We start from the raw sequence: 24,030 nt of genomic DNA, 5'->3' as shown, positions 1-24,030 counted from the left end.
GGCCGGCGGCGGGCGGCGCCGCGGCGGACAGGCGCGGGCGTGCGCGACGGACGGCGCACGCCCGCGCGGGCGCTCAGAACTGGGCGGCCTCGGTGGACTCGTGGAGGGCCAGCGTGGACGCAGCGCCGCCCGAGATCACCTGGGCGACCTCGTCGAAGTAGCCCGTCCCGACCTCGCGCTGGTGGCGGGTCGCGCTGTAGCCGAACTGCTCGCCGGCGAACTCGGCCTGCTGGAGCTCGGAGTACGCCGCCATCCCCCGGCGCTGGTACTGGCGGGCGAGCTCGAACATGCTGTGGTTCAGCGAGTGGAACCCGGCGAGGGTCACGAACTGGAACTTGTACCCCATCGCGCCGAGCTCGCGCTGGAACCGGGCGATCGTCGCGTCGTCGAGGTGCTTCTTCCAGTTGAACGAAGGCGAGCAGTTGTAGGCGAGCAGCTTGCCCGGGAACTGCTTGTGGATCCCCTCCGCGAAGCGCTTCGCCTGATCGAGGTCCGGCGTCGAGGTCTCGCACCAGACGAGGTCCGCGTAGGGCGCGTACGCGAGCCCGCGCGCGATGGCCGCCTCGAGGCCGCCCTTCAGCACGAAGAAGCCCTCGGGCGTGCGCTCGCCCGTGACGAACGGCTTGTCGCGCGGGTCGACGTCGGACGTGATCAGCTTGGCGCTGTCGGCGTCCGTGCGGGCCACGAGGACGGTCGGTACGCCCATGACGTCGCTGGCGAGGCGGGCCGCGATCAGGGTGCGGATGAACTGGCTGGTCGGGACGAGGACCTTGCCGCCCATGTGCCCGCACTTCTTCTCGGAGGCGAGCTGATCCTCGAAGTGAACGCCCGATGCGCCCGCCTCGATCATGGCCTTCATCAGCTCGAACGCGTTGAGCGGCCCGCCGAAGCCCGCCTCCGCGTCGGCCATGATGGGCGCGAGCCAGTAGCGCCCCGCCTTGCCCTCGGCGTTCTCGATCTGGTCGGCGCGGAGGAGCGCCTGGTTGATGCGGCGCACGAGCGTCGGGACGCTGTTCGCCGGATACAGGCTCTGGTCGGGGTACATGGTCCCGGCCTCGTTGTTGTCGGCCGCCACCTGCCACCCGCTCAGGTAGATGGCCTTGAGCCCGGCCCGGACCTGCTGCATCGCCTGGTTGCCGGTGAGGGCGCCGAGCGCCGCCACGTAGGGCTCGGAGTGCATGAGGTTCCAGAGCCGCTTGGCGCCGAGGGTCGCGAGCGTGTAGTCGATACGGACGGTGCCGCGGAGGCGCGCGACGTCCGCCTCGGAGTACGGCCGGACGACGCCGCTCCACCGGCCCGGGACGGTGTCGCTCGGCGGCGCGTGCAGGGAGTCGGCGGAGATCGGCGTGTTCAGCGGGAAAGCAGCGGACATGACTGGGCTCCTAATGCGTTGGGGTTGGGGGCGGCAGCGGCCGCTGTGTCGACGTCAAACGAAGCGCGCCGGGCGTCACGAGCGCCGCTCTCCGGCGCTGGAGATCAAGAGCTCGTAAGCAGGCAGCGTGAGGAACTCCTCGAAGGTCTCTCCGATCGACAGACGCTCGAACAGCGCACGCGCCTCGGCGAAGCGGCCGCCGTCGAAGCGCGCCGGGCCGAGCGCGCCGCGGAGCGCGGCCATCTCGCTGTCCACCGCCGCGCGGAAGCGCTCCACGGTGAGCGGCAGGCCGTCGTCGAGCGTCGCCCCGTGGCGGATCCATTGCCAGACCTGGGTGCGGGAGATCTCCGCGGTGGCCGCGTCCTCCATCAGGTTGTAGAGCGGGACGCAGCCGAGGCCGCTGATCCACGCCTCGAGGTACTGGACGCCGACCCGGATGTTATGGCGCAGGCCGGCCTCGGTGCGCGCGCCCTCCGGGACGCGCAGCAGGTCGGCCGCCGAGACGCGGACGTCCTCGCGCTTCCGCTCGATCTGGTTCGCAGCGGGCATGTGCGCGTCGAACACCTCGCGCGCGAGCGGCACGAGCCCCGGGTGCGCGACCCAGGTGCCGTCGTGCCCGTCCTTCACCTCGCGCAGCTTGTCGGCGCGCACCTTGTCGAGCGCCGCGCGGTTCGCCTCGGGGTCGCTCTTGATCGGGATCTGCGCCGCCATGCCGCCCATCGCGTGGACGCCGCGGCGGTGGCACGTCTTCACGAGCAGCTGCGTGTACGAGCGCAGGAAATGCTGCTCCATCGTCACCTGCGAGCGGTCCGGCATCACGCAGGCGGGGTCGTTCCGGAGCTTCTTGATGAAGCTGAAGATGTAGTCCCAGCGACCGCAGTTGAGGCCGGCCGAGTGCTGCCGGAGCTCGTGGAGGATCTCGTCCATCTCGAACGCCGCGGGCAGCGTCTCGATGAGGACCGTGGCCTTGATCGTGCCGATGGGGAGGCCCAGCGCCTCTTGCGCGAACACGAAGACGTCGTTCCAGAGGCGCGCCTCCAGGTGACTCTCCATCTTCGGCAGATAGAAGTAAGGCCCGGTACCGCGGCGGACGAGCTCACGCGCGTTGTGAAAGAAATAGAGTCCGAAATCGAAGAGCCCGCCTGGCAGCGGCTTGCCGTCGAGCTCGACGTGCTTCTCGGGGAGGTGCCAGCCGCGCGGGCGCACGAGCAGGGTCGCCACCCTCTCTCCGAGGGCGTAACGCTTGCCGGTCGCCGGGTCCTCGTAACGGAGCTCGCGCCGCGCCGCGAGCCTCAGCGCCGCTTGCCCCTCGATGAGGTTCTTCCACGTGGGCGACGTGGCGTCCTCGAAATCGGCCATGAACACGCTCGCGCCCGAGTTCAGCGCGTTGATGATCATCTTGGGATCGACCGGACCCGTGATCTCCACGCGCCGGTCGAGCAGGTCCTCGGGCAGCGGCGCCACCGTCCAGTCGCCCCCGCGCACATCCCGCGTCTCGGGGAGAAAATCGAACCGCTCGCCCGCGTCCAGCCGCTCTTGCACGGCGCGCCGCCGGGCGAGCAGGGCGGGTACCCGGTCAGCGAACTTGCGCCCAAGACCGGAGAGGAAGCGAAGGGCCTCTGGCGTGAGGACGGACTCGTCGCCCCCGACCCGAGGAGCGAGCAAGCGGACGCTTGCGGTCTCATGATTCTGGCTCATCCACATCTCCTGCAACGCTGCGCGTCGTTACAAGCAACCTATGTTTGTCGACGAGGTTTCAGCGTCAACTTCGCTCTGAAATGCAGGCGGATAACGATGTAGACGAAAGGGCTTTACAGCGTGTTAACGTGTAAACTATTGTAAATTTCCACCAGGCGAGCTGCGCCTACATTTCATCCAGGTTGTCCTGGTCACGTCGGGAGGGTCCCCATGGCCGATGCACCTCTTCTCGGAGCCAAGGTCCGCGCGCTCCGGCGTCGCGAGCACATGACGCAGGTCGATCTGGCGGAGCGCCTCGGTGTCTCGGCGAGCTATCTGAACTTGATAGAGAACAACCGGCGTCCGCTGACTGCGCCGCTGCTCATCCGGCTCGCCCAGATATTCCAGCTCGACCTCCAGAACTTCGCGTCGGAAGAGGACGTCCGGCTCACGGCCGATCTCCACGAGGTGTTCGGCGATCCCATCTTCGAGAGCCACGGGCTGACGAACGCGGATCTGCGCGAGCTCGTCGCGGCGTCCCCGAACGTCGCGCGCGCGGTGCTCACGCTCTACCGGACCTACGCGACGACGCGCGAATCGCTGGATACGCTGGGAGAGCGGCTGGCGGGGGACGGGTTCGTCGCGGTCGACAACTCGCGGCTACCGTCCGAGGAGGTCAGCGATCTCATCCAGCGCCGGATGAACCATTTCGCGGAGCTCGAGGAAGGCGCCGAGGCGCTCTGGCGCGAGGCGGAGCTCGACGCGGACGACGTCTACCGCGGCCTCGTCCGGTACCTCCACGCGACGCGCGGCATCGAGGTGCGCATCGTCCGGGTCGCGGACGAGCGCCAGGCGATGCGGCGATATGACCCCGACAGGCGCGTGCTGAGCATCTCCGAGGTGCTGCCGCCCCGGAGCCGCAGGTTCCAGCTCGCGCACCAGCTCGGCCTCTTGACGCAATCGACGGCCATCGACCGCATCCTGCGCGACGAGAACCTCACGACCCCGGAGTCCCGCGCGCTCGCCCGCGTCGCGCTGGCCAACTACTTCGCCGCCGCGATCCTCATGCCGTATCAGCCGTTCCTGGAGGCGGCGCGCGCCGAGCGCTACGACATCGAGCTCCTCGCGCACCGGTTCGGCACGAGCTTCGAGCAGGTGTGCCACCGGCTGACGACGCTCCGCCGCCCGGGCGCCGAGGGGGTGCCGATGCACATGGTCCGCATCGACATCGCGGGCAACATCTCGAAGCGCTTCAGCGGCTCCGGCATACGGTTCGCGCGGTTCAGCGGCGCGTGTCCCCGCTGGAACGTCCACGCCGCCCTGATGACGCCCGGCATGATCCGGATCCAGCTCTCGCAGATGCCCGACGGCGCCGTCTACTTCTGCATCGCGCGCACCGTGCGCAGCGACCGCGGCGGCTACCACGTCCCCCACACGGTGCAGTCGATCGGCATGGGCTGCGACGTCCGCTATGCCCGCGAGCTCGTCTATGCCGACGGGATCGACCTGGACAACATCGGCGCGGCCGTGCCCGTCGGCGTCACGTGCCGGACCTGCGAGCGCCTCGACTGCGCCCAGCGCGCGCTGCCGGCGCTGCAGCACCCGCTCCGCCTCGACGAGAACCGGCGGGGCGTCTCGTTCTACGCGTCGGTCGACAAGTGAGGCGAGCCCGCGGCCGCCCTGCTCCGCGCGCCGGCGTGGCCAGCGCGCGGCGCGGGATCGCCGGCCGCCCGCTCAGCTGGGCCGCCCGAGCAGCTCGTTGAGCGTGGCCACGAGCCGGGCCACGTCGATGGGCTTGACCATGTGCGCGTGAGCGCCGGCCGTCCGGCTCTTCTCGCGATCGTCGTCCCCGCCGAATCCGCTCACCACGATCACCGCCCGTGGCCTGTCCGCGAGCGACGCGACCAGCTCGACGCCGCTGCCGTCGGGGAGCGACACGTCCGTCACCAGGGCGTCGACCGCGCTCCCGGCGAGCATCGAGCGCCCTTCCTCGCACGAGCGCGCCACGAGCACGCGGAAGCCGCGGCGGCGGAGCGCCATGCCGAGCAGCGCCGCCGTGTCGTCGTCGTCGTCGAGCACCAGCACCTGCGGCAGCTCCGCGCTCATCAGGCCCCCGCCTTGCGGTCGGCCGCGTTCAGCGGCCACTCCAGGGTGATCTGCGTCTCCGCGCCGACGCGGTCGGCCCGCGCCTCGCCGCCGTGCGCCTTGAGCACGCCGTCGATCACCCGGACGGGCAGCCCGCCGTCGGCGAGCGGATCCGCGTCCGGCGCGAGCGCCGCCTCGAAGAGCTTCTCCACCGAGGCCGCGCTCGAGTCGCTCGTCATCACCACCCGCGCGCGATCGCCATGGGCCGCGAGCGCCACGACGACCCGCGCGCGGGCGACGTTCAGGGCGAGCATGAGCGCGTCCGAGAGCGCCGCGGTCATCGACGCGGCGTGCGCGAAGCCGCGCACAGGGGCGAGGTCGAGCGCCACCGTGACGTCGCGCCGCCCGTAGACGAACGACGCCTCCGCGACGGCCTTCTGGACGAGCGCCTCGAGGTCGAGCGGCTGCGCCGGGGCGTCGAGCTGCCGCGACAGCTCGGACGCGGCGGTGTAGCGGTCGGCGAGGCGCAGCAGGCGGCGCACGCCCCGCCGCGCCATGGTGAAGTACGCCGCGTTCTGGGCGGTGGCCTCGCCCCCGAGGACGCTCTCCAGCTCGTTGAGCGCCGTGGCCACGACCCCGGCGGGCCCGCGCACGTCGTGCCCCGCGCGCGCGAACAGCTTGTAAATCGAGTCGGACAGCGCCTTTTCGCTCATTCGTTACGCCTCGCCTCGCCTCGCCTCGCGCCCCGCCTCAGCTCAACGAGGAGCTCGCCGAGCCCGGCGAAGAGGCCGCCTTGTCTGGGCCCTCGTCCCCGCCCGAGCCGTCCTGCTCCCCGTAGCGCTCCAGCTTGCGGTAGAGCGTCCGCCGGTCGAACCCGAGCATCTGGGCGGCGCGCGACTTGTTGCCGCCGACGAGCGCGAGCACGCGCTTGATGTAGCGCTTCTCGAGCTCGTCCATCGTCATGATCTCCGCCGGCTCATCGACGGCGACGACGAAGCGGTCGGGCCGGTAGGCCTGGACCTTGTCCGGCAGGTCCTCGACCGTGATCTGCTCGAAGCGGGCCAGCGCCACCGCGCGCTCGATGCTGTTCTCGAGCTCGCGCACGTTGCCCGGCCAGTTGTACGCCGTGAGCTTCTCCGCGGCCGCGGTCGAGAGCGAGAGCACGCCCTTGCTGCTGCGGGACGAGAACTTCTCGAGGAAGTGCATCGCGAGGTGGAGCACGTCGGTGCCGCGCTCGCGCAGGGGCGGCAGGTCGATCTTCACGACGTTGACCCGGTAGTAGAGGTCCTCGCGGAACCGCTTCTCGTACACCTCGGTCTCGAGGTCGCGGTTCGTCGCCGTCACGATGCGGGCGTCGAAGGGGATCTCGGCGTTCGAGCCCACCGGCCGCACCTTGCGCTCCTGCAGCGCGCGGAGCAGCTTCGGCTGGACCTCGAGCGGCATCTCGCCGATCTCGTCGAGGAAGATGGTGCCGCCGCTGGCCTCCAGGAACAGGCCGGTGCGCTGGGTCTTGGCGTCGGTGAAGGCGCCGCGCGCGTGGCCGAAGAGCTCGCTCTCGAGGAGCGCCTGAGGCACCGCGGCGCAGTTGACCGCCACGAAGGGGCCGGACCGGCCGCTGGCCTCGTGGATCGCCCGCGCGATGAGCTCCTTGCCGGTGCCCGTCTCGCCGTGCACGAGGACCGAGGCGTCGCTCCGCGCGACGCGCCCGATCAGATCGTAGACGCGCTTCATCGCAGGGCTGCGCCCGACGAGGCCCTTGGTCTGCTGGACGTCGTGGGCCGCCTCGCGCAGGCGCTTCACCTCCGAGCGGAGGCGCCGATGCTGGACGGCGCGCGAGACCGTCAGGCCGAGGAGGTTCGCGTCGAGCGGCTTCGTGACGAAGTCGAACGCCCCGGCGCGCATGGAGGAGATGGCGGTCTCCATGCTCCCGAGCGCCGTCATAACGATGACGAGCATGTCGGGGCGCGCGCCGAGGATGCGCTCGCAGAGCTCCAGGCCGCTCATCTCGCTCATGCCGACGTCGGTCAACACGACGTCGAAATCGTCATCGCTCACCAGCTCGAGCGCGCTCTTGGCCGAAGTGCGCGCCGCGACGGAGAACTCCTGCCTCTTGAGGAGGGCTTCGACCAGATCGCACGTCGCTTCGTCGTCGTCGACGACGAGTATCCTGCCGCTCATCGCGTGTCCTTCCCCGGCAGCTCTTCTAAAGGTCGACCGCTGCCTGCAGTTGCAGGGAACGTGCCACGGAGAGTTCGCGCCATCAAGCCCAGTCCGCTCCTCGCCGACGTCCCTCCAACGTGACGTTTCGCCACAGGTGCGCGTTCTTGCCCCATCCTGGATGGCACCGGCCGCGCGCAGCGGCCAAGCGGTCCGCCGCCGACGGGGGCCAGCCAGCGCCGCCGCGCCCGAAGCGCCACGGCCGGTAGGGGGCTCACCGACCCGCCGTTCCTCCACGGATCGGCGCGGGCCGGCAGCGCGCCTCGTCGCGGCGCGTGTCGCGCCTCCGACGGGCCACGCGGGCGAGGGGCCGCCACCGAGGCATCGCCGCGGTCCCCCGCGGACGCCCGGCGCCTCTCTCGATCAGACGGCGCCACCTGTCAGCAACAGCCAGACGGCGCCGCCTGCCGGCAACAGCCGAGTTCGCCCGCGCTCCGGGAGCCATGGCGAGAGGCGAAATTCCACATCGATATTCCCTGTCCGGCGTCCAGCGTCTCTTCGCATCCGGAATAAACCCCAATCGGCACGGTGATTGCTTGAGTGCGCCTCATGCAGAAGAGGGGGCGGGAGGGGGGCACGCGCGCTCGCGGGCCTTGCCGCTGACGCTGCGCGCGCTGCGCGACGGCGCGATGTCACCCCGCTGAAGGCTCGGCGCGTCGCCGCGGGCCCTCGGCCGAGGCCGCTGCGTGAGCTGGTCGCTAGCGAGCGAGCGCGACGAGCTCCTTTCCCCCTCGATGAACGGCAGCCCAGCCACCTCGATGAACAACAACCTGACGTCCGGTCCTTGAGAGGAGAATGCATGAAGGCGACACAGCTCTTGAAGGGGCAACACCGCGAAGCCGAGAGGCTGTTCGATCTGGCCCTCTCGACCACAGGCGATGTCCGGGGAGCGACGGACGAGCTGACCAAGCACCTCCTCGCCCACATGCTCGCCGAGCAGGTGGTCCTCTTCCCGGAGCTGCTCGCCGTCGAGCCGGACCTCGTCGGCGGAGCCTGCGAAGAGCATACGGTCACGCGGTTCGAGATCCGCCGCGTCGTCGGCACGGCGCCGGAGGACCCGAGCTTCAAGGCCAGGCTCGCCACCCTGAGGGAGCTCGTCACGCACCACGCCGAGGAGGAGGAGCGGGACCTCTTGCCGAGGATCGAGGCGGAGCTGACCGAGGACACGAACGAGCGCCTCGGCCGGCAGATGCTGGAGCTCTTCGAGGCGCTCATCGCCCACTCCCGCCGCCCCCACGCCTCGAGCCACGCCCCGCTCCGCACAGCGAGGGCGGCCTGACGGCCAGCGCCCTCCCTCCGGCGGGTGGTTGGTCAACGTTGCCCGAGAAGGATCACAGGGAGACGGGGAGACAGGGAGATTTGCTGAGTTTTTCCTCCTTGCCTCCCCATCTCCCTGTTCCAATTTGACCAGCGCTCTCCGGCGTCCCGTCGTTCGCCCACTGCTCTCCAGCGGCCGCCACAGGCGCTCTGCGAGCGCGCCCGCGGCGCCCTGCGCGCGAAGTGAGCTCGGTTGGATCAGGGGTCGGTCGCGGGCGCGTCGCCGGGGCCCGTCGGGCCGCCGTGCGCGGGTCCGTATCCATGGGACTCGCCGTAGCCGAGATCCTCGGGGACCATGGGGTCCGCCGGGCTCGACGGAGCGGTCGAGGCCGGGCTCCGCGCGTCGTTCGTGACGAGCTCGTAAACGCCGCGCTCGAGCTCCACCTCGTCGAGGGCCGAGCCGCAGGCCCGGCAGGGCGTGGCCGCCGTCGATACGAAGACGTACCGGCGGCCACAGGCTTTGCATCGGAGCTCGCGGATCATCGCTGCTCACCCGGTTCAGTTGGGTTGACCTCGCCGCGCCGCTTCCTCGGCTTCGCGCAGCTCGTCGCCCTCGGGTCCGTCGAGCGCGCGGGCGGCCTCCTCGGCGTGCTCCTTGATCTTGCCGGCCTTCACCGACTTCTCCACCCCTTCTCGGTAACGCCGATCGGCCGTGCGGTTGCCCTCTCCCTCGATGTCCGCCGATGGGGTCTGCTGAGTCGCCTTCTGATTCGCCATCATGTCCTCCTCGTGTCGAGCTTTGCTGGGCCCAGGCGAGCGAGCTTGCATCAAACGCGCCGCTTCACCGCCTGGATCGCGCGATCCAGCTCCTCCACACGCTGGTAGACGCCTTGTTTCACCCGGTCGAGGGTCTCGCCGGTCGCCGCGTCGAGGTCGCGCAGGCTCCTGCGGACGGCCTCCGACTTGTCCTCCACGTCCTTCATCAGCCTGCCGACCTCGTCCTTGGGCAGCTTCTTCTCGGCCTTTTCGCGGAGCTCGACGGCTTCCTTCTCGAGGTCCTCGATCCTGCGCGACGTGGACGCGCGCACGTCCGCGCGCGCCTTCACCAGCTCCGCCTCGGCCTCCGCGGTCTTCTCCTGGGCCTCGACGGCGGCGTTGTTGAGCTTCTCCGCGGCCTCGCGGAGCGCGTCGTCGGTGGCCCGCTCGGCCTTCTGGTCGATCTCGGCGACCTTCTTGTCGAGCTCGGTGGCGACCTCCGCCGCCTTCTGCTGCGCCTCGCGCTGCGCGCGCTCGGCCTTGGTTTGCGCGTCCGCCGTGGGGGACTCGCAGCCCACGACGGCGCTCATGACGATGGCGATAGGCAGGAATGTTCGGACGGTCAACATGATGATCTCCTCTGGTCTGCGGTCGACGCGCGACCTCGCGTCCGGGCGAGCGCCCGGCGCGACACGGACGCCTTATCGACGCCGCCCGGGATGGGCCTCATGGCGCGATAGATGGGTCGATCCGCGGGTATTGCGACAGACGTGCCATGCGGAAGCACGGATACCGCTCGGCCCGACGAGGCATGTCGCCCCGATCGTGGCCTCCGAACACGTGCGATCGGCATGGCGTCAGGTCGGGGCGCGTCGGCCGAGCGCGAGGGAGACGACCGCCAGGACGAGAAAGATGACGAAGAGCAGCTTCGCCACCGAGGCGGCGCTCGCCGCGAGGCCGCCGAAGCCGAGGATCGCGGCGATGATCGCCACGACGAAGAACGCGACACTCCAACTGAGCATGATAACCTCCTCATCGGGTGAATCACTGGGTGAATCGGTGTTCCAGCGCTTCGATGCTGCGTTGTTGCAGCGATTGCAGCGGTTACGTCGTTACGTCGTTACGTCGCTACGTCATTGCAGCCGACGTGCCGCGACATCGCGAGTTCCCCGGATCGCGGAGCGCCCGGGTGCCCCGGCGGCTCGCTGCAGATGCCGCTGCACGACACGGGCGGGCGGGGTAACTGCGACAAATTGCCTCACTCGTGACGTCGCGCACCGCGCATCATCTCGTTCATCGGCTGGCCGATCTCGGCACAACGCTTGCTCGCGCCTGGGCTTGTGCTGGCGAGGTGGAAGTCAGGCTCAGCTCAAGGCCGGTGTCGAGATCGCCGACGGAGAGCCGGCCGCGGCCGTCTCAGGAGGGTGGCGGCCGGCCGTCCGAGGCCGGGTGAGCCGCGCTGGCGGTGCGCCTTGTGGCGCTCGGTCAGCTCTCCGAAGATACCGTGCTCGCCGATGCCACCCGCGCCGCCGATCGCCCACCATCGCTCGCCGCTCGCTGTCCAGGCCCCCTGACGGCGACGTCTGCCGAGGTCGGGCTCCCGACGCGAACGATCCGATCATGACGATCCCGCTCTCCACGCTCATCAGGACCCGCCGCGAGGCCATCATCGAGCGGTTCGTGGGCGAGCTGCGCAAGCGGAGCGCGGCGGTGCGCAACATGCCGAAGCCGCTCATCATCAACTCGCTGCCGAGCTTCCTCGACGAGGTGGCCGCCAGCCTGGAGCAACGCGCGTCGACGGCCGGCAGCAAGGAGGCCGCGCGCGAGCACGGCGAGATGCGCTGGGAGAACGGGCTCGACCTGGGCGTGATGGTCCGCGAGTACGGCGTCCTCCGGCAATCCATCCTCCGCGAGCTGGAGGAGGCGGGGATCACGCCGGATCTGCGGGAGATCGAGGCGCTCTCCGAGCGCGTGGACGCGGGCATCGCCCAGGCGGTAAGCGAGCACACGAGGCTCCAGCTGGAGGCGATCGAGACCGAGCGCAGGCGCACCGAGATCGAGCGAGGCAGGAGCGGCTCGCTGCTCGCGCAGGCGCCCGCGCCGATCTGCTTCCTCAAGGGCGCGGCGCTCGTGTTCGAGCTCGCGAACCCGCTCTTCTGCCGCATGGTCGGCCGCGACGATCTCCTCGGCAAGCCGCTCGTCGAGGCGGTCCCGGAGCTGCGCGGGCAGCCGCTGCACGCGCAGCTCGAGGCCGTCCTGGCGAGCGGCGAGCCGAGCGTGGCGAGCGAGATCCCGGTGCGGATCACGCGCTGGACCGGCGAGACGGTCGAGCGGCTGTACAACGTCCTGTGCAAGCCGGTGCACGACGTGAGCGGCGCCGTGGAGGGCGTCATGGTGACGGCGTTCGACGTGACCGAGCAGATCGGCGCGCGCCGGAAGGCCGAGCGGCTCGCGCTCGAGCTCCAGCAGAGCGTGGCCCAGCGCCTGCGCGCGGAGCAGGCGCTCCGCGTGAACGAGGAGCGCTTCCGCAAGGCGCTCCGGGGGTCGCCGGTCATGGTGTTCACCCAGGACCGGGACCTGCGCTACACGTGGATGCACAACTCGTTCGGCAAGTCCGAGCGCGAGGTGCTCGGGAAGACCGACGGGGAGGTGCTGGAGGACCCGGAGGCCGCGAGGTCGCTCGATCGGACGAAGCGCGACGTGCTCGCCAGCGGCGTCGGCCAGCGGCGCGAGATCGCGGTGCACGCCGGCGGGCGCACCCAGCACATCGACGTCTCGATCGAGCCGCTGGCCGATGACACGGGCGAGATCATCGGCATCACCTGCACGGCGACGGACATCACGGAGCGGAAGTCGATCGAGCAGGCGCTGCGGGCGAGCGAGGCGAGGTTCCGCACCGTGCAGGAGGCGTCGCCCGACGGGTTCATGATGCTGCGCAGCGTGCGCGACGCGTCCGGGGCGATCTCCGACTTCGAGTGGGTCTACGTGAACCCGGCCACGGGGCCGATCGTCGGGGGCCGGGGCAAGGATCTGGAGGGCAAGCGGCTCTTGATCGAGGTCCCCGGCAGCGCGCTCGCGAGCGCGTTCGACGCGTGCGCGCGCGTCGTGGAGACCGGGGAGCCCGCGCGGGTCGAGCTCTTCTGCGCGCACGAGGGCGCTCCGCGGACGTTCCGCGCCATCGCCGTGGCGCTGGGCGACGGCGTCGGCCTCTCGTTCCACGACATCACGGAGCAGAAGCGCACCGACGCCGAGCGCGCCCAGCTCCTCGATCAGGAGCAGCGCGCGCGCCAGCACGCCGAGCAGCTGAACCGGCTCAAGGACGAGTTCCTCGCGACGGTGTCGCACGAGCTCAGGACGCCGCTCCAGTCGATCCTGGGCTGGGCGCGGATCCTCCGGACGGGCGAGGTGGACGCCGAGTCGCTCGAGCGGGGGCTCGCCACGATCGAGCGCAACGCGAAGGCGCAGTCGCAGCTCATCGAGGACGTCCTCGACGCCTCGACGATCATCGCGGGGAAGCTGCAGCTCCGGACCGATCCGGTCGACGTGCGGCAGGTGCTCGCCACGGCGCTCGACCTGGTGCGCCCGGCGGCGCTGGCGAAGGGCGTCGCGGTCGACACCTCCGTCGCCGACGACGTGGGCATCTTCCTCGGCGACGCGGAGAGGCTCCAGCAGGTCGTCTGGAACCTGCTCACGAACGCGGTGAAGTTCACGCCGTCCGGGGGCCGGGTGCGGGCCCTCGCCCGGCGCGTCGAGGCGACGCTCGAGGTCGAGGTGGAGGACAACGGCGAGGGCATCCCGAAGAGCTTCCTGCCGTTCCTGTTCGAGCGGTTCCGGCAGGCGGACGGGGGGATGACCCGGGCCCACGGCGGGCTCGGGCTCGGCCTCGCCATCGTGCGTCACCTGGCGGAGGCGCAGGGCGGCAGCGTGCACGCCGAGAGCGACGGAGAGGGCAAGGGCGCGCGCTTCCGGGTCCGGCTGCCGATCCGCGCCGATGCACCCGCGGCGCCGCCGTCCCCGCAGCGCCGGGGCGGCGAGGCGCCGGGGGGCGCCGCGCGGCGCGTGCTCGAGGGCATCCGGGTCCTCGTGGTCGACGACGAGACCGACGCCCGCGAGCTGCTCGGCATCATCTTCGTGCGCGCCGGCGCGACGGTGAGCGAAGCGGCCTCAGCAGGCGCGGCGCTCGAGGCCCTCCACATGGGCGAGTTCGACGTGCTCGTGAGCGACATCGGCATGCCGGGCGAGGACGGTTACGCGATGATGCGGCGGCTGCGCGCCCTGGGGACCGACGTCCCCGCGAGCGGCATACCGGCGCTCGCGCTCACCGCGTACACGCGCATGGAGGACCGCCGCCAGGCGATCGCCGCCGGCTTCCAGATGCACCTGGCCAAGCCCATCGAGCCGAACAGCCTGGTGACCGCGGTCGCGCACCTCGTCGGCCGCGCGGGCAAGCGTGGTAGCTGGCCGTAGCGCCGTAGCCCCTGCGCGCGGCCTCTGGTTGATGCTATCAACGAGCCTCCGCTTTGCCCCTCCACGAGGACGAGGATGGACGGTAAATTCCTGAATATTATCCTGGTCGAGGACGACACCGTCGACGTGATGAACGTCCGGAGGGCGTTCGAGAGGGGCAAGATCACGAACCCGCTCTGGGTGGCGGGCGACGGCGTGGAGGGGCTCGATCTGCTGCGCGGCAACCAGGTGCCCAGGGATCGGCGCCTCGTCCTGCTCGACCTGAACATGCCCAGGATGAACGGCATCGAGTTCCTCCGCGAGCTCCGGGCCGACGTCTCGCTGCGGGCGACGCCCGTCGTCGTGCTGACGACCTCGAACGACGATCGGGACAAGGTGGACGCGTACGATCTGAACGTCGCGGGCTACCTGCTCAAGCCGGTGACGTTCATGAGCTTCGTCGAGCTCATGACGGCGCTGAACCGGTACTGGACGCTCGTGGAGATGCCTTGACCCCGAGGTCGGTTCGCCTCCTCGTCGTCGACGACGACACGGTCGATCGGATCGCGATCTTGCGTGCGCTGCGGAGCGGCCGCGTCGACGCCGAGATCAGGGAGGCCGATTCCGTCGATTCGGCGCTCGCGGTGCTGTACGAGCAGCAGGTCGACTGCGTGCTGCTCGACTATTACCTCCCCGGGGGCGACGGGCTCGCGGTGATCGAGGCGGCGCGCAAGGCGAAGCTCACGGCGCCGTTCATCATGCTGACCGGGCAGGGTGACGAGTCGCTCGCGGTCGATCTGATGAAGCGGGGCGCGGCGGACTACGTGCCGAAGAACCTGCTGACGCCCGAGCGGCTGGTGCAGAGCCTGCGCCACGTCCTGCGGCTGAGCGAGGCGGAGCGCCGCGAGGAGGAGGCGCGCAGGGCGCTCGCCCGCCACGCGAACCAGCTCGCGCAGCTCACCGAGGCGACGCTGCGCATCCACCGGTCGCTCTCGCTGAACGAGCTGATCCAGCGCACCACCGACGAGGCGCGCGCGCTGCTCGACGCGGGCGTCGCGGCCTCGCGGCTTTCGGCGCGGGGCGTGGAGCAGCGGCCTCTGACGGGCATCTCGCTGTCCGAGGAGTACGCCGCGCGGGAGGACCGCGACGGCATCCGCGAGGTCGCGCTCGGCCTGATCGAGCGGAGGAGCACCGGCGTCCGGCTGACGGGCGACGAGATCGCGAGCGATCCGACGTGCGCCGACGTGCTCTCGCGCGCGCCGGCCGAGCTCCACCCGCGCTCGCTCCTCGCGGCGCCGCTGCGCGGCCGGGACGGCCAGTGCATCGGGAGCATCCAGCTGCTCGATCGGCGCGACGGCCCCTTCGTGGAGAGCGACGAGGTGCTGCTGACCCAGCTCGCGCAGTCGGCGTCCGTCGCCCTGGAGAACGCGCGGCTCTACAACGAGGCGCAGGCCGCGACGCGCGCCCGGGACGACCTCCTGGCGATCGTGTCGCACGATCTCCGGAACCCGCTCAACACGATCGCGATCACGGCGTCGCTGCTGCGGAGCGATCTGCTCCAGCGGAAGGACGGCGACGACGACGACGCCGTCCAGCTCGTCGACCGCATGGACCGCGGCATCCAGAGCATGACGCGGCTCATCGAGGATCTGCTCGACGCGTCGCGCATCGAGGCGGGGCGGCTCGTTGTGTCGCCGAGGGTGGAGCGGGGCGGGACGCTCGTCCGCGAGGCGCTCGACGCCGCCGCGTCGCTCGCGGAGGCGAAGGGCTGCCGGGTGACGCAGGGGCCGCTCGACGCGGGCCTGGAGGTCCTCGCCGACCGGGATCGCGTGCTCCAGGTCTTCTCGAACCTGCTCGGCAACGCGCTGAAGTTCACGCCGAGGGGCGGCGTCGTGAGCGTGTCGCTCTGCCGGGTCGCTGACAGCGCGCGCTTCTCGGTGGCCGATACGGGCCCGGGCATCCCTCCCGAGCACCAGCCGCACCTCTTCGATCGCTACTGGAAGGCCGCGCAGGAGTCGCGCACCGGGGCGGGGCTGGGCCTCTACATCGCGCGCGGCATCGTCGAGGCGCACCACGGGACCATGGCGGTCGAGAGCGCCCCGGGCCAGGGGACGACGATCCACTTCTCGCTGCCCCTGGCGAGCTGAGGGGCGTCAGGGCGACGGCGGCGCGCTCCCTCGGCCGATCCCGGGCAGGAAGCGGCCGACCTTCGCGCAGTAGGCCGCGTACGCGCCGCCGTGGGTGCGCAGGAGGTACGGCTCCTCGACGAGGCGGACCTGCAGCTCGATCGCGATGACCAGCGCGACGAGCGAGGCGAGCGCGGCCGCGTTCGGGAGGATCAGCAGCAGCCCGAGCGCGGCCAGCATCATGAAGCTGAAGACGGGGTTCCGCACCACCGCGAACGGGCCTCCGGTGACGAGGCCCGTGCGCTCCGCCTCGCGGACGCCGACGCGCCAGGACGCGCCCATCGCGCCCTGGGACCAGAGCGTGCCGAGCGTCCCCGAGATCGTCATGGCCGCGCCGAGGCCGACGAGGGGCGAGCCGGGATCGGCGAGGGGCCCGATCCAGGCCGCGAGCTCCGCGACGGGGGCCAGCGCTCCCAGGACGAGCGCGATCACGAAGAGCACGCCGCCGAGCCACGGCAGCGACCCGGGTGGCCCCGAGATGCCACGGAAGCCCGCCGATCCCGTCGCGCGGAGCTGCCTGAGCGAGCGCCATCCGAACGCGAGCGCAAGGTAGATCCCGTAGAGAACGAGGGCGAGCCAGGGTCGGTTCATGTCGAGCTTTCCTGTCGATGGGTCAGCCGGTAGAGGACCGGCAGGACGACGAGCGTGAGCGTCGTGGACGAGAGGATCCCGCCGATGACGACCGTCGCGAGCGGGCGCTGCACCTCGGAGCCGGTGCCGGTGGCGAGCGCCATCGGGACGAAGCCGAGCGCCGCGACGAGCGCCGTCATGAGCACGGGGCGGAGCCGCGCGATCGAGCCGTGGAGCACGGCGTCGTCGAGCGCCTCGCCGCGCTGCCGCAGGTTCTCGATGAACGTCACCATCACGAGCCCGTTCAGCACGGCGACGCCCGAGAGCGCGATGAAGCCCACGGCCGCCGAGATCGAGAGCGGGAGCCCGCGGCCCCAGAGCGCGAGGACGCCGCCGGTGAGCGCGAGCGGGACGCCGGTGAAGATCAGCGCGGCGTTCCTGAGCGTCCCGACGGAGAGGAAGAGCAGGCCGAAGATCAGCCCGAGCGCCCCAGGGACCACCACGGCGAGGCGCCGCTGGGCGGCGAGCATGTTCTCGAACTGGCCGCCCCAGGACATCCAGTAGCCCGGCGGGAGCTTGATCTCGGCGTCGATCCGCGCCTCGGCGTCGGCGACGAAGCCGCCGAGGTCGCGCCCGCGCACGTTGCACTGGACGACGACGCGGCGCTTGCCGCTCTCCCGGCTGACCTGGTTCGGGCCCTCTTCCACGCCGATCTTCGCCACCGCGCCGAGCGGCACGAACGCCGCCCGCTCGAGCGCGCCGGCCGCGGCGGCGATGGTGGGGCCGCTCGGCCCGGTCGCGTGGCTCCCCTTGCTCCGGAGCGGGATCGGGAGCCGCTCGAGGGCCCCGATGTCGCGGCGGATGGAGTCGGGCAGCCGGAGCACCAGATCGAAGCGCTTGTCCCCCTCGAAGACCTCGCCGGCGCTCACGCCCCCGATCGCTGCCTCGACGACCGCCTGCACGTCGGCGACGTTGAGCCCGTAGCGGGCCACCATGCGCCGATCCACGTCGATGGTCAGCACCGGCAGGCCCGTGACCTGCTCCACCTTGACGTCGGCGGCGCCCGGCGTCGCCCCGAGGAGCGCGCCGATCCTGCTGGCCTCCTTGAGCATCACGTCGAGGTCGTCGCCGAAGACCTTGACCGCGACGTCGCTCCGCACGCCGCTGATGAGCTCATTGAACCGGAGCTCGATCGGCTGGCTGAACTCGTAGTTCTGCCCTGGCAGCTCGTGGATCACCGCCTCGATGGCCTCGGCGAGCTCCTCCTGCGTCTTCGCCTTCTTCCACGCGCTCCGCGGCCGCAGCATCAGGTAGGTGTCGGAGACGTTCGGGCCCATCGGATCGGTCGCGACCTCGGCCGTCCCGGTCCTCGCGAAGACGTGCTCGATCTCGTCCGGGAACCGCTCCCTGAGGAGGCGCTCGAGCTGCGCCTGCATGGCCACGCTCGTCGTGAGGCTGATCGACGGGATGCGCGCCGGCTGGAGCGCGAGCGCCCCCTCGCTCAGCTTGGGGGCGAACTCGCTGCCGAGCCCCGCGGCGACCAGGCCGGAGGCGGCGAGGACGACGCCCGCGATGGCGACCACGATCGGCCTGTGGGACAGCGCCCAGGCGAGCGCCCTCCCGTAGGCGCGCTTCGCGTGGTGAAAGAGGAGGTTCTCCTTCTCCGACACGTTGCCCTTGAGGAGCAGCGCCACGAGCGCCGGGATGAACGTCATCGACAGGATCGTCGCCCCCGCGAGCGCCAGGACGACGGTCTGCGCCATCGGCCGGAACATCTTCCCCTCGATGCCGGTCAGCGTGAGGATGGGCAGGTAGACGATCGCGATGATGAGCTCACCGAAGATCGTCGCCTGACGGACCTCCTGGGACGCCTCGTAGGCGAGGTCGAGCCGCTCTTCCCGGGTGAGCACGCGCCCGAGCCGGCGCTGCTCCTCGGCGAAGCGCCGCACGCAGTTCTCGACGATGATCACCGAGCCGTCGACGATGAGCCCGAAGTCGATGGCGCCGAGGCTCATCAGGTTGCCGCTGATCTTGCTCTCGACCATGCCGGTGACGGCGATCAGCATCGAGAACGGGATCGCGAGCGCGGCGATGAGCGCGGCCCGGAGGTTGCCGAGCAGGAGGAAGAGCACCACGACGACCAGCGCCGCCCCTTCGAGAAGGCTGTTCCTGACGGTGCTCAGGGTGGCGTCGACGAGGTACGTGCGGTCGTAGACGGTCTTGACCGTCACGCCCGCGGGCAGCGACTTGTTGACCGCCTTGATCTGGTCGTCCACCCGCCTGGAGACGGCGCGGCCGTTCTCCCCGACGAGCATGATGGCCGTGCCGATGACCGCTTCTTCTCCGTCCTCGGTGGCCGCCCCCGTGCGGAGCTCCTGGCCGACGCTGACCTCGGCGACGTCCTCGATCCGGATCGGCGCCTCGCGGTGGTTGCCGACGACGATGCCCCGGATGTCGTCCTCGCTCTGCACGAGGCCCGTGGCGCGGACGAGGTACTGCTCGCCCTTGTGCTCGATGTACCCTCCGCCCGCGTTGGCGTTGTTGCCCGCGAGGGCCTCGAGCACGTCGCGGAACGAGAGCCCGTAGCCGACGAGCTTCGCCGGATCCGGCGAGACCTGGTACAGCCGCTCGTGGCCGCCGATCGAGTTGACCTCCGTCACCCCAGGCACGGTCCGGACCTGCGGCCGCACGATCCAGTCCTGGATCGTGCGTAGGTCGGTGAGGTCGTACGGCTTGCCGTCGGGCCGCCTGGCGTCCGGCGCGGCCTCGAGGGTCCACATGTAGATCTCGCCGAGGCCGGTCGCGATGGGGCCCAGCTGCGGCTCGCCGAGCCCTGGCGGCAGGCTCTCCTTCGCGGCGCCCAGGCGCTCGGCCACGAGCTGCCTCGCCCAGTAGATGTCGGTGCCGTCCTCGAAGATCACCGTCACCTGGGAGAGCCCGTAACGGGACAGCGAGCGCACCTGCTGGACGCCCGGGATCCCGCCCATGGCCCACTCGATGGGGAAGGTGATCTGGCGCTCGACCTCCACGGGGGAGAGCGCCTTGACCGACGTGTTGATCTGCACCTGGACGTTGGTGATGTCCGGGACCGCGTCGATCGGCAGGCGGGTGAAGTTGTAGGCCCCGAGCGCGCCGACCGCGAGGGTGATGGCGACGACGAGGAAGCGATGGCGGATCGAGACGGACAGGAGCCGCGAGAGCAAGGTGAGCATGGGGTCCTCGCGCTCCTCAGTGCTGGTGTCCGGCCTCGGATTTGCCGAGCTCCGCCTTGAGGATGAAGCTGTTCTTGCCGACGTAGCGCTCGCCGGCCGCGACGCCGGCCTCGATCTCGACGACCGGCGCGCCGCGCCGCGGTTCGACGGCGGGGGCCGCGGGCCGCCCGCCTGCGCCCTCCGGTTCGGCGTTCGGGGCTCCGGGTCGCCTATCGGCGCCCTGCGCCCCGAACCCCACCCCGCTCGTGCCACGGCGCCCGATCTTCACGGGGCGGGCCTCGAAGGCGTCGCCCTCCTCGACGAAGACGACGTCCTTGCCCTCGACCCGCTGGATGGCCTCCTCGGAGACGACCACGGGCGCGGCCGCCTCCTCGACGGCGATGTCGGCGGTCGCGAAGAGCCCGGGGCGCCACGCAGCGCCCGGGCTCTGGAGGACGACGCGGGCCACGGCGGAGCGGCTCTGCTCATCGACGACCTGCCCGAGGTACGCCAGCGTGCCCTGCGCGCTCTGCTCGATCCCCTCGGCCTTGACCCAGGCCGTCTGGCCGATCCGCGCGCGGCTGAGGTCCTTGGCGTAGACGGTGACGTTGACCCAGATGGTGGACAGGTCGGCGATCACGAAGACCTGGGTGTCTTCCTTGAGCACCTCGCCGATGGCGATGTGCTTCTCGATGATGGTGCCGTCGATGGGGGCGACCAGCGCGTAACCGCTGCCCTTGCCCGCGCCCGAGCCTGCGGCGGCGTTGAGCTTCTGGGCGGCGCTGCGGTGCTCGATCCGCGCCTCGGCGACGGCCTGCCTGGCCGCGAGGTACTCCTTCTCGGCCGAGATGCGCTCCTTCCAGAGCGCCTCGTGGCGCGTGAAGCTCGCCTCGGCGAGGGAGAGGCGCTCCTTGGCCGCCAGGAGCTCGCGCTGGAGCTCGGCGAGCTCGCGGCTATCGAGCACGGCGAGCACCTCTCCTCGCGTGACCGTGTCGCCCAGCTGCTTCTTCACCTCTCGCGCCGTCCCCGGCACGCGGGGCGTGACGTGCGCGATGGCCTCCGCGTTGAGCGCGACCTCGCCGGGGAGGGTGAACGTCACCGCGACGTTGCCCGGTCCGGCGGTGAGCATCTCCAGCCCGGCGTTCTGGATCATCGCGGGCGACAGCTTGAGCCTGTCGCCGTGGGCGTGCGCTTCCCCGGGCTCGTCCGGCGCGTGCTTCTCCGCGTGGTCGTGATCGCGGTCGTGGCCATCGCCGTGCGCTCCCTCCTCCTCGCCGTGCTGATGCCCGTCGTGCTCCTCGTGGCCGGCCTCGCGGTCGTGCCCGTGGCGTCCATGCTCGACGCGCACCGTGATGGCGACGGCCGCGACGACGAGCGCCAGGGCCGCGGCGGCGATCGCGGCGATCACCTTCGGGGAAAGCTCTATCTTCCGCGGAGGAGCGCTCATCGGGGCGCCCTCCCCGCGGCGACCAGGAGCTCGATCTTGGCCGCCGCGTGGGCGTGCTCGGCCTCCAGCAGCGCCGCCTCGGCGTCGATGACCTCACGCCGCACCAGGAGGACGCTCGCGAGATCTTTCTCGCCGAGCTCGTACCCTCGCGCCGAGATCGCGGCCGCCTGTTCCATCAGGGTGGCCGTCGGTGTCAGCGCGTGGAGGGCCTCTTTCGTCGCCTTGTAACGCGCGTAGAGCTGGGTGATGTGGCCCGCGGCGCCGGTCCGCGCGGCCTCGGCGCGGGCCTGGGCGACATCGATCTCCGCGGCGGCGGTCGCGGCGCCGGCGCGGTTGGCGTTGAGGATCGGCAGCGGGATCGCGAGGCCGAGCATGCCGATGTTCGCGCCGTCGTCGCGCTCGACCTGGGCGACGACGTTGACGGTGGGCCACCCGGCCGCCCGCTCGCGCTCCGCCCTGGCCCGCGCGGCGTCGACCGAAGCCTCGGCGGCCCCGACATCGGGGCGCCGTCCCAGGTCGCCGAGGATCGACGCGAGCGGCGGCGGATCGTCAGGCGGCACGAGGGGCCCCTCCACCGGGGGCAGCTGCTGCGCTGCTCGCAAGGGGAGGCCGAGCAGGCCGAGGAGCGCCGCCTCGTCGGCGTCGCGTGTGCCTTCCGCCGCCTTCGCGGCCGCCTGGTCGCGCCCCTTCTGGAGCGACGCCAGGGCGACATCGACCTCCGGCACCTCGCCTGCCTTGCGCTGGCGCTCCGCGGCGGCGTGGAGCCGCTCTGCGAGCGCGACGCGGGCGCGGGCGAGCTGCACCTGCCGCTCGCCCCGGAGCACGAGGGCGTGCTGGAGCAGGGCGGCGAGCAGGACGCGGCGCCGGCCGTCCTCGGCGCCGATCTCGGCGGCGCGCTGCTCGGCCTTCGCGGCTGCGATGCGCTCGCCTCGCTGGCCGCCGAGCTCGATCGGCCACGCGAGGGACGCCGAAACGGCCACTGGCTTGCTCCCGTCGGGGTTGAGCCGAACGCCGCCCATGCCGGTCAGCACGGGGTTCTCGAGGGAGATCGCGCCAGCGGCCGAGGTCGCGGCGCGGGCGACGCCGGCCTCCGCCGTGGCCACGCGCGCGCTCGGGGCTGCGCGGGCGAGGTCGGCGACGCGGGCGCGGGTGAGGGGCGGCTCTGCGGCGAGGGCCGCCGGAGGCGCGATCGACAGGAGGTGCAGGGCGAGCGAGGTAGCGACGAACAGACGACGCACGGGGGGACGGAACATGGACGGACAGCCCTCGAGCGCGTGGAGCGCTCGCGCGAAGAACCGCGGTTGTGCCCGGTCAGGATCGCGTGAGAGGGCCGAGCTCACGGCGGCGCGGCGCAGGGGCGCTCAAACGCCTGTGCGCTGCTGCCGTGCTCGCGGGTGCGACACCTGACGAGGGCGCCTCAGGCGCGCGGGTGTCGGGGTGGCCGTTCGAGGCGGTGAGGGAGGCTGCGCCCTGGCATTTCCGGCAGCGTCGACGCGGCGATCTCGTACGCCTCCAGGAGGATGTAGGGCAGCGCGGCGCCGACGGACAGCGTCATGGGGATACGACCACAAGCGCAGTCGTTGCAGCCGGGCGGACAGTCCTCGTGGGAGCTGTCCGGCGCCGCGTCCTCCTCGTGATGGGCCGACGACGCCTCGAGCATCGGGTGCTCGCAAGCGATCGCCATGCCGAGCGCCTGGAGGGTGTGGCCCTGCGCCAGGAGACCGACGACGAGCAGCACCGGGAGCGCGGCGCGGATCCAGCGAAGGATCGCGCTGCGGTCACGATGGGGTCGCCGGAGGCGGAACATCCGATGCGAGCGTGGGGGAGGACCAGACGGGCGTCAAGGAAGGCGTTCGATCGAGCCCGACCAGGCCGCTCGGCGACCGATGCAAGCCTGTGCACGCCGTCGACGCGCGCCCGAACGGAGGATTGAGCAGGAATGCGCACGACACGGCCATCGTGGCCCCCTGGACTCCACGCTGGAACATGCTGAGTGGACCCTCCACGAACAGCATGGGTCCGCGTTCAAAGCGCCCCTGCCGCGGACACCCCGCGCGCACAACCGATGGATCGATTGGCGTCAACGCCAGTGCGATAGGGACATGCACCATCGTCCGTCTCGAGCGAGTCTGCGAGGATCACCAGGACCCGACAGCCAGCGAGAAGCCTCGGGGGCAGCCACCGAAACAACACGTCGGCCAACCGCTCGGAGGAGCCCTGAGGGCTCCCAGGCGCGCTCTCCTGTGCATCCCCGGCGCGAGCTCGTGTGCATCCCCGGCGCGAGCTCGTGTGACATTCGCCCCGAACAGGCGGTCTGTCGCACGCCCCCCGGAGCGCCACTCCCCACGCGGCATGTGCTGCCCGCATGCATCACCCTGCGTCCAGCTGGGCGCAGACGAGCGCTCAGCGGTGCCAGGGCAAGCCGTCGAGACTCAGACGCGCGCTCCGAAACCGGGCGGCCCCGTCAAGACACAAGGGCAGCGTCACCGGTACCGCACACAAGCCGAGGCAATGCGCTCAGCCATGTGTGCACAAGGAGTGGAGAACGAGGCGTCGAGAGAGAGACAGGGAGTGCGAAGGGGGGGACTTGAACCCCCACGGTGTTACCCGCTAGCACCTCAAGCTAGTGCGTCTGCCAATTCCGCCACCTTCGCGAGTGCGGTTGCGGGACGGAACCTACCCAGCTGGCCGGGGAAGTCAAGCTAATCCTCACAACGTCGTCACACGGCGCAGCGCCCGCGCTGATCAGCCCGGCGCGGCGGCCTCGCGGCCTCGACCGATCGCCGGTTGCCACGGCTGCGCGCGCGACCGGAGCGCGCACCCGAG

19 protein-coding genes and 1 tRNA gene are annotated in these 24,030 nt (G+C 71.2%); 5 read left to right on the top strand and 15 right to left on the bottom strand.

Annotated features, from left to right (window positions below; translation table 11 throughout):
* Positions 1-73 precede the first annotated feature (73 nt).
* Both aceA and aceB read right to left on the bottom strand, forming a co-directional pair.
* Positions 74-1,372: an isocitrate lyase gene (gene aceA / locus WMF39_RS47295; protein ID WP_437547590.1), complete on the bottom strand. Its 1,299-nt coding sequence runs from the start codon at positions 1,370-1,372 to the stop codon at positions 74-76.
* A 75-nt stretch (positions 1,373-1,447) separates the two neighbouring features.
* Positions 1,448-3,070 carry a malate synthase A gene (aceB, locus tag WMF39_RS47290; RefSeq protein ID WP_437742998.1) on the bottom strand — a complete coding sequence of 541 codons (1,623 nt, stop codon included), beginning with the start codon at positions 3,068-3,070 and terminating at the stop codon, positions 1,448-1,450.
* 210 nt (positions 3,071-3,280) lie between these two features.
* Here aceB and WMF39_RS47285 point away from each other — a divergent pair, with 210 nt between their 5' ends.
* Positions 3,281-4,711: a helix-turn-helix domain-containing protein gene (locus tag WMF39_RS47285; RefSeq protein WP_437296514.1), complete on the top strand. Its 1,431-nt coding sequence runs from the start codon at positions 3,281-3,283 to the stop codon at positions 4,709-4,711.
* Positions 4,712-4,783: 72 nt separating this feature from the next.
* Here WMF39_RS47285 and WMF39_RS47280 read toward each other — a convergent pair whose 3' ends face one another.
* Genes WMF39_RS47280 through WMF39_RS47270 form a run of 3 tightly spaced genes read right to left on the bottom strand, consistent with a single transcriptional unit; the run spans position 4,784 to position 7,312 of the window.
* Complete coding sequence (locus WMF39_RS47280) at positions 4,784-5,155, bottom strand: response regulator (protein WP_437529195.1); 372 nt, start codon at positions 5,153-5,155, stop codon at positions 4,784-4,786.
* On the bottom strand, positions 5,155-5,847 hold the full coding sequence (locus WMF39_RS47275) for a histidine kinase (protein WP_437742997.1): 693 nt from the start codon (positions 5,845-5,847) through the stop codon (positions 5,155-5,157). The genes WMF39_RS47280 and WMF39_RS47275 overlap by 1 nt, the downstream gene beginning before the upstream one ends.
* Before the next feature lie 37 nt (positions 5,848-5,884).
* On the bottom strand, positions 5,885-7,312 hold the full coding sequence (locus WMF39_RS47270) for a sigma-54-dependent transcriptional regulator (protein ID WP_437742996.1): 1,428 nt from the start codon (positions 7,310-7,312) through the stop codon (positions 5,885-5,887).
* Between the two features lie 838 nt (positions 7,313-8,150).
* Here WMF39_RS47270 and WMF39_RS47265 point away from each other — a divergent pair.
* A complete protein-coding gene (locus WMF39_RS47265) occupies positions 8,151-8,630 on the top strand; it encodes a hemerythrin domain-containing protein (RefSeq protein ID WP_437742995.1) in 480 nt (159 codons plus the stop codon).
* Between the two features lie 236 nt (positions 8,631-8,866).
* On the opposite strand, the gene WMF39_RS47260 is transcribed toward WMF39_RS47265, so the two are convergent.
* The 4 genes from WMF39_RS47260 to WMF39_RS47245 form a co-directional block, all read right to left on the bottom strand.
* The gene (locus WMF39_RS47260; protein WP_437742994.1) at positions 8,867-9,151 is read right to left on the bottom strand and encodes a hypothetical protein; all 285 of its coding nucleotides are present in this window, start codon (positions 9,149-9,151) and stop codon (positions 8,867-8,869) included.
* Positions 9,152-9,166: 15 nt separating this feature from the next.
* Positions 9,167-9,385 (bottom strand): hypothetical protein, encoded by a 219-nt coding sequence (locus WMF39_RS47255; protein ID WP_437742993.1) that lies wholly within the window; start codon positions 9,383-9,385, stop codon positions 9,167-9,169.
* A 50-nt stretch (positions 9,386-9,435) separates the two neighbouring features.
* A complete protein-coding gene (locus WMF39_RS47250) occupies positions 9,436-9,993 on the bottom strand; it encodes a hypothetical protein (protein WP_437742992.1) in 558 nt (185 codons plus the stop codon).
* A gap of 228 nt (positions 9,994-10,221) precedes the next feature.
* A complete protein-coding gene (locus tag WMF39_RS47245) occupies positions 10,222-10,386 on the bottom strand; it encodes a DUF1328 domain-containing protein (protein ID WP_012241326.1) in 165 nt (54 codons plus the stop codon).
* 598 nt (positions 10,387-10,984) lie between these two features.
* Here WMF39_RS47245 and WMF39_RS47240 point away from each other — a divergent pair.
* From WMF39_RS47240 to WMF39_RS47230, 3 genes are all read left to right on the top strand, one after another.
* Positions 10,985-13,831 carry a PAS domain-containing hybrid sensor histidine kinase/response regulator gene (locus tag WMF39_RS47240; protein WP_437742991.1) on the top strand — a complete coding sequence of 949 codons (2,847 nt, stop codon included), beginning with the start codon at positions 10,985-10,987 and terminating at the stop codon, positions 13,829-13,831.
* Positions 13,832-13,906: 75 nt separating this feature from the next.
* Positions 13,907-14,323, top strand: coding sequence for a response regulator (locus WMF39_RS47235; protein ID WP_437296506.1), 417 nt, complete (start codon positions 13,907-13,909; stop codon positions 14,321-14,323).
* Positions 14,320-15,957: an ATP-binding protein gene (locus WMF39_RS47230; protein ID WP_437742990.1), complete on the top strand. Its 1,638-nt coding sequence runs from the start codon at positions 14,320-14,322 to the stop codon at positions 15,955-15,957. Before WMF39_RS47235 ends, WMF39_RS47230 begins: the two co-directional genes overlap by 4 nt.
* Positions 15,958-15,963: 6 nt before the next feature.
* On the opposite strand, the gene WMF39_RS47225 is transcribed toward WMF39_RS47230, so the two are convergent.
* The 6 genes from WMF39_RS47225 to WMF39_RS47200 all read right to left on the bottom strand — a co-directional run bounded on the left by WMF39_RS47225 (position 15,964) and on the right by WMF39_RS47200 (position 23,858).
* A complete protein-coding gene (locus WMF39_RS47225) occupies positions 15,964-16,587 on the bottom strand; it encodes a methyltransferase (RefSeq protein ID WP_437742989.1) in 624 nt (207 codons plus the stop codon).
* On the bottom strand, positions 16,584-19,778 hold the full coding sequence (locus WMF39_RS47220; protein WP_437742988.1) for an efflux RND transporter permease subunit: 3,195 nt from the start codon (positions 19,776-19,778) through the stop codon (positions 16,584-16,586). The genes WMF39_RS47225 and WMF39_RS47220 overlap by 4 nt, the downstream gene beginning before the upstream one ends.
* A 16-nt stretch (positions 19,779-19,794) precedes the next feature.
* The gene (locus tag WMF39_RS47215) at positions 19,795-21,204 is read right to left on the bottom strand and encodes an efflux RND transporter periplasmic adaptor subunit (RefSeq protein ID WP_437742987.1); all 1,410 of its coding nucleotides are present in this window, start codon (positions 21,202-21,204) and stop codon (positions 19,795-19,797) included.
* A complete protein-coding gene (locus WMF39_RS47210) occupies positions 21,201-22,457 on the bottom strand; it encodes a TolC family protein (protein ID WP_437742986.1) in 1,257 nt (418 codons plus the stop codon). Before WMF39_RS47210 ends, WMF39_RS47215 begins: the two co-directional genes overlap by 4 nt.
* Before the next feature lie 164 nt (positions 22,458-22,621).
* On the bottom strand, positions 22,622-23,011 hold the full coding sequence (locus WMF39_RS47205) for a hypothetical protein (protein WP_437742985.1): 390 nt from the start codon (positions 23,009-23,011) through the stop codon (positions 22,622-22,624).
* A 765-nt stretch (positions 23,012-23,776) separates the two neighbouring features.
* A tRNA-Leu gene (locus WMF39_RS47200) sits at positions 23,777-23,858 on the bottom strand.
* Positions 23,859-24,030: the final 172 nt, after the last annotated feature.

This window comes from Sorangium sp. So ce1504 (genome assembly GCF_051521635.1).
Classification (GTDB): domain Bacteria; phylum Myxococcota_A; class Polyangia; order Polyangiales; family Polyangiaceae; genus Sorangium; species Sorangium cellulosum_B.
This window is presented reverse-complemented; position numbering and strand designations above follow the sequence as displayed.

What these genes read in the sequence shown, in the direction of transcription:
- aceA (WP_437547590.1), bottom strand. Translation starts at nt 1,372, where the DNA reads ATGTCCGCTGCTTTCCCGCTGAACACGCCGATCTCCGCCGACTCCCTG.
- aceB (WP_437742998.1), bottom strand. Translation starts at nt 3,070, where the DNA reads ATGAGCCAGAATCATGAGACCGCAAGCGTCCGCTTGCTCGCTCCTCGG.
- WMF39_RS47285 (WP_437296514.1), top strand. Translation starts at nt 3,281, where the DNA reads ATGGCCGATGCACCTCTTCTCGGAGCCAAGGTCCGCGCGCTCCGGCGT.
- WMF39_RS47280 (WP_437529195.1), bottom strand. Translation starts at nt 5,155, where the DNA reads ATGAGCGCGGAGCTGCCGCAGGTGCTGGTGCTCGACGACGACGACGAC.
- WMF39_RS47275 (WP_437742997.1), bottom strand. Translation starts at nt 5,847, where the DNA reads ATGAGCGAAAAGGCGCTGTCCGACTCGATTTACAAGCTGTTCGCGCGC.
- WMF39_RS47270 (WP_437742996.1), bottom strand. Translation starts at nt 7,312, where the DNA reads ATGAGCGGCAGGATACTCGTCGTCGACGACGACGAAGCGACGTGCGAT.
- WMF39_RS47265 (WP_437742995.1), top strand. Translation starts at nt 8,151, where the DNA reads ATGAAGGCGACACAGCTCTTGAAGGGGCAACACCGCGAAGCCGAGAGG.
- WMF39_RS47260 (WP_437742994.1), bottom strand. Translation starts at nt 9,151, where the DNA reads ATGATCCGCGAGCTCCGATGCAAAGCCTGTGGCCGCCGGTACGTCTTC.
- WMF39_RS47255 (WP_437742993.1), bottom strand. Translation starts at nt 9,385, where the DNA reads ATGGCGAATCAGAAGGCGACTCAGCAGACCCCATCGGCGGACATCGAG.
- WMF39_RS47250 (WP_437742992.1), bottom strand. Translation starts at nt 9,993, where the DNA reads ATGTTGACCGTCCGAACATTCCTGCCTATCGCCATCGTCATGAGCGCC.
- WMF39_RS47245 (WP_012241326.1), bottom strand. Translation starts at nt 10,386, where the DNA reads ATGCTCAGTTGGAGTGTCGCGTTCTTCGTCGTGGCGATCATCGCCGCG.
- WMF39_RS47240 (WP_437742991.1), top strand. Translation starts at nt 10,985, where the DNA reads ATGACGATCCCGCTCTCCACGCTCATCAGGACCCGCCGCGAGGCCATC.
- WMF39_RS47235 (WP_437296506.1), top strand. Translation starts at nt 13,907, where the DNA reads ATGGACGGTAAATTCCTGAATATTATCCTGGTCGAGGACGACACCGTC.
- WMF39_RS47225 (WP_437742989.1), bottom strand. Translation starts at nt 16,587, where the DNA reads ATGAACCGACCCTGGCTCGCCCTCGTTCTCTACGGGATCTACCTTGCG.
- WMF39_RS47220 (WP_437742988.1), bottom strand. Translation starts at nt 19,778, where the DNA reads ATGCTCACCTTGCTCTCGCGGCTCCTGTCCGTCTCGATCCGCCATCGC.
- WMF39_RS47215 (WP_437742987.1), bottom strand. Translation starts at nt 21,204, where the DNA reads ATGAGCGCTCCTCCGCGGAAGATAGAGCTTTCCCCGAAGGTGATCGCC.
- WMF39_RS47210 (WP_437742986.1), bottom strand. Translation starts at nt 22,457, where the DNA reads ATGTTCCGTCCCCCCGTGCGTCGTCTGTTCGTCGCTACCTCGCTCGCC.
- WMF39_RS47205 (WP_437742985.1), bottom strand. Translation starts at nt 23,011, where the DNA reads ATGTTCCGCCTCCGGCGACCCCATCGTGACCGCAGCGCGATCCTTCGC.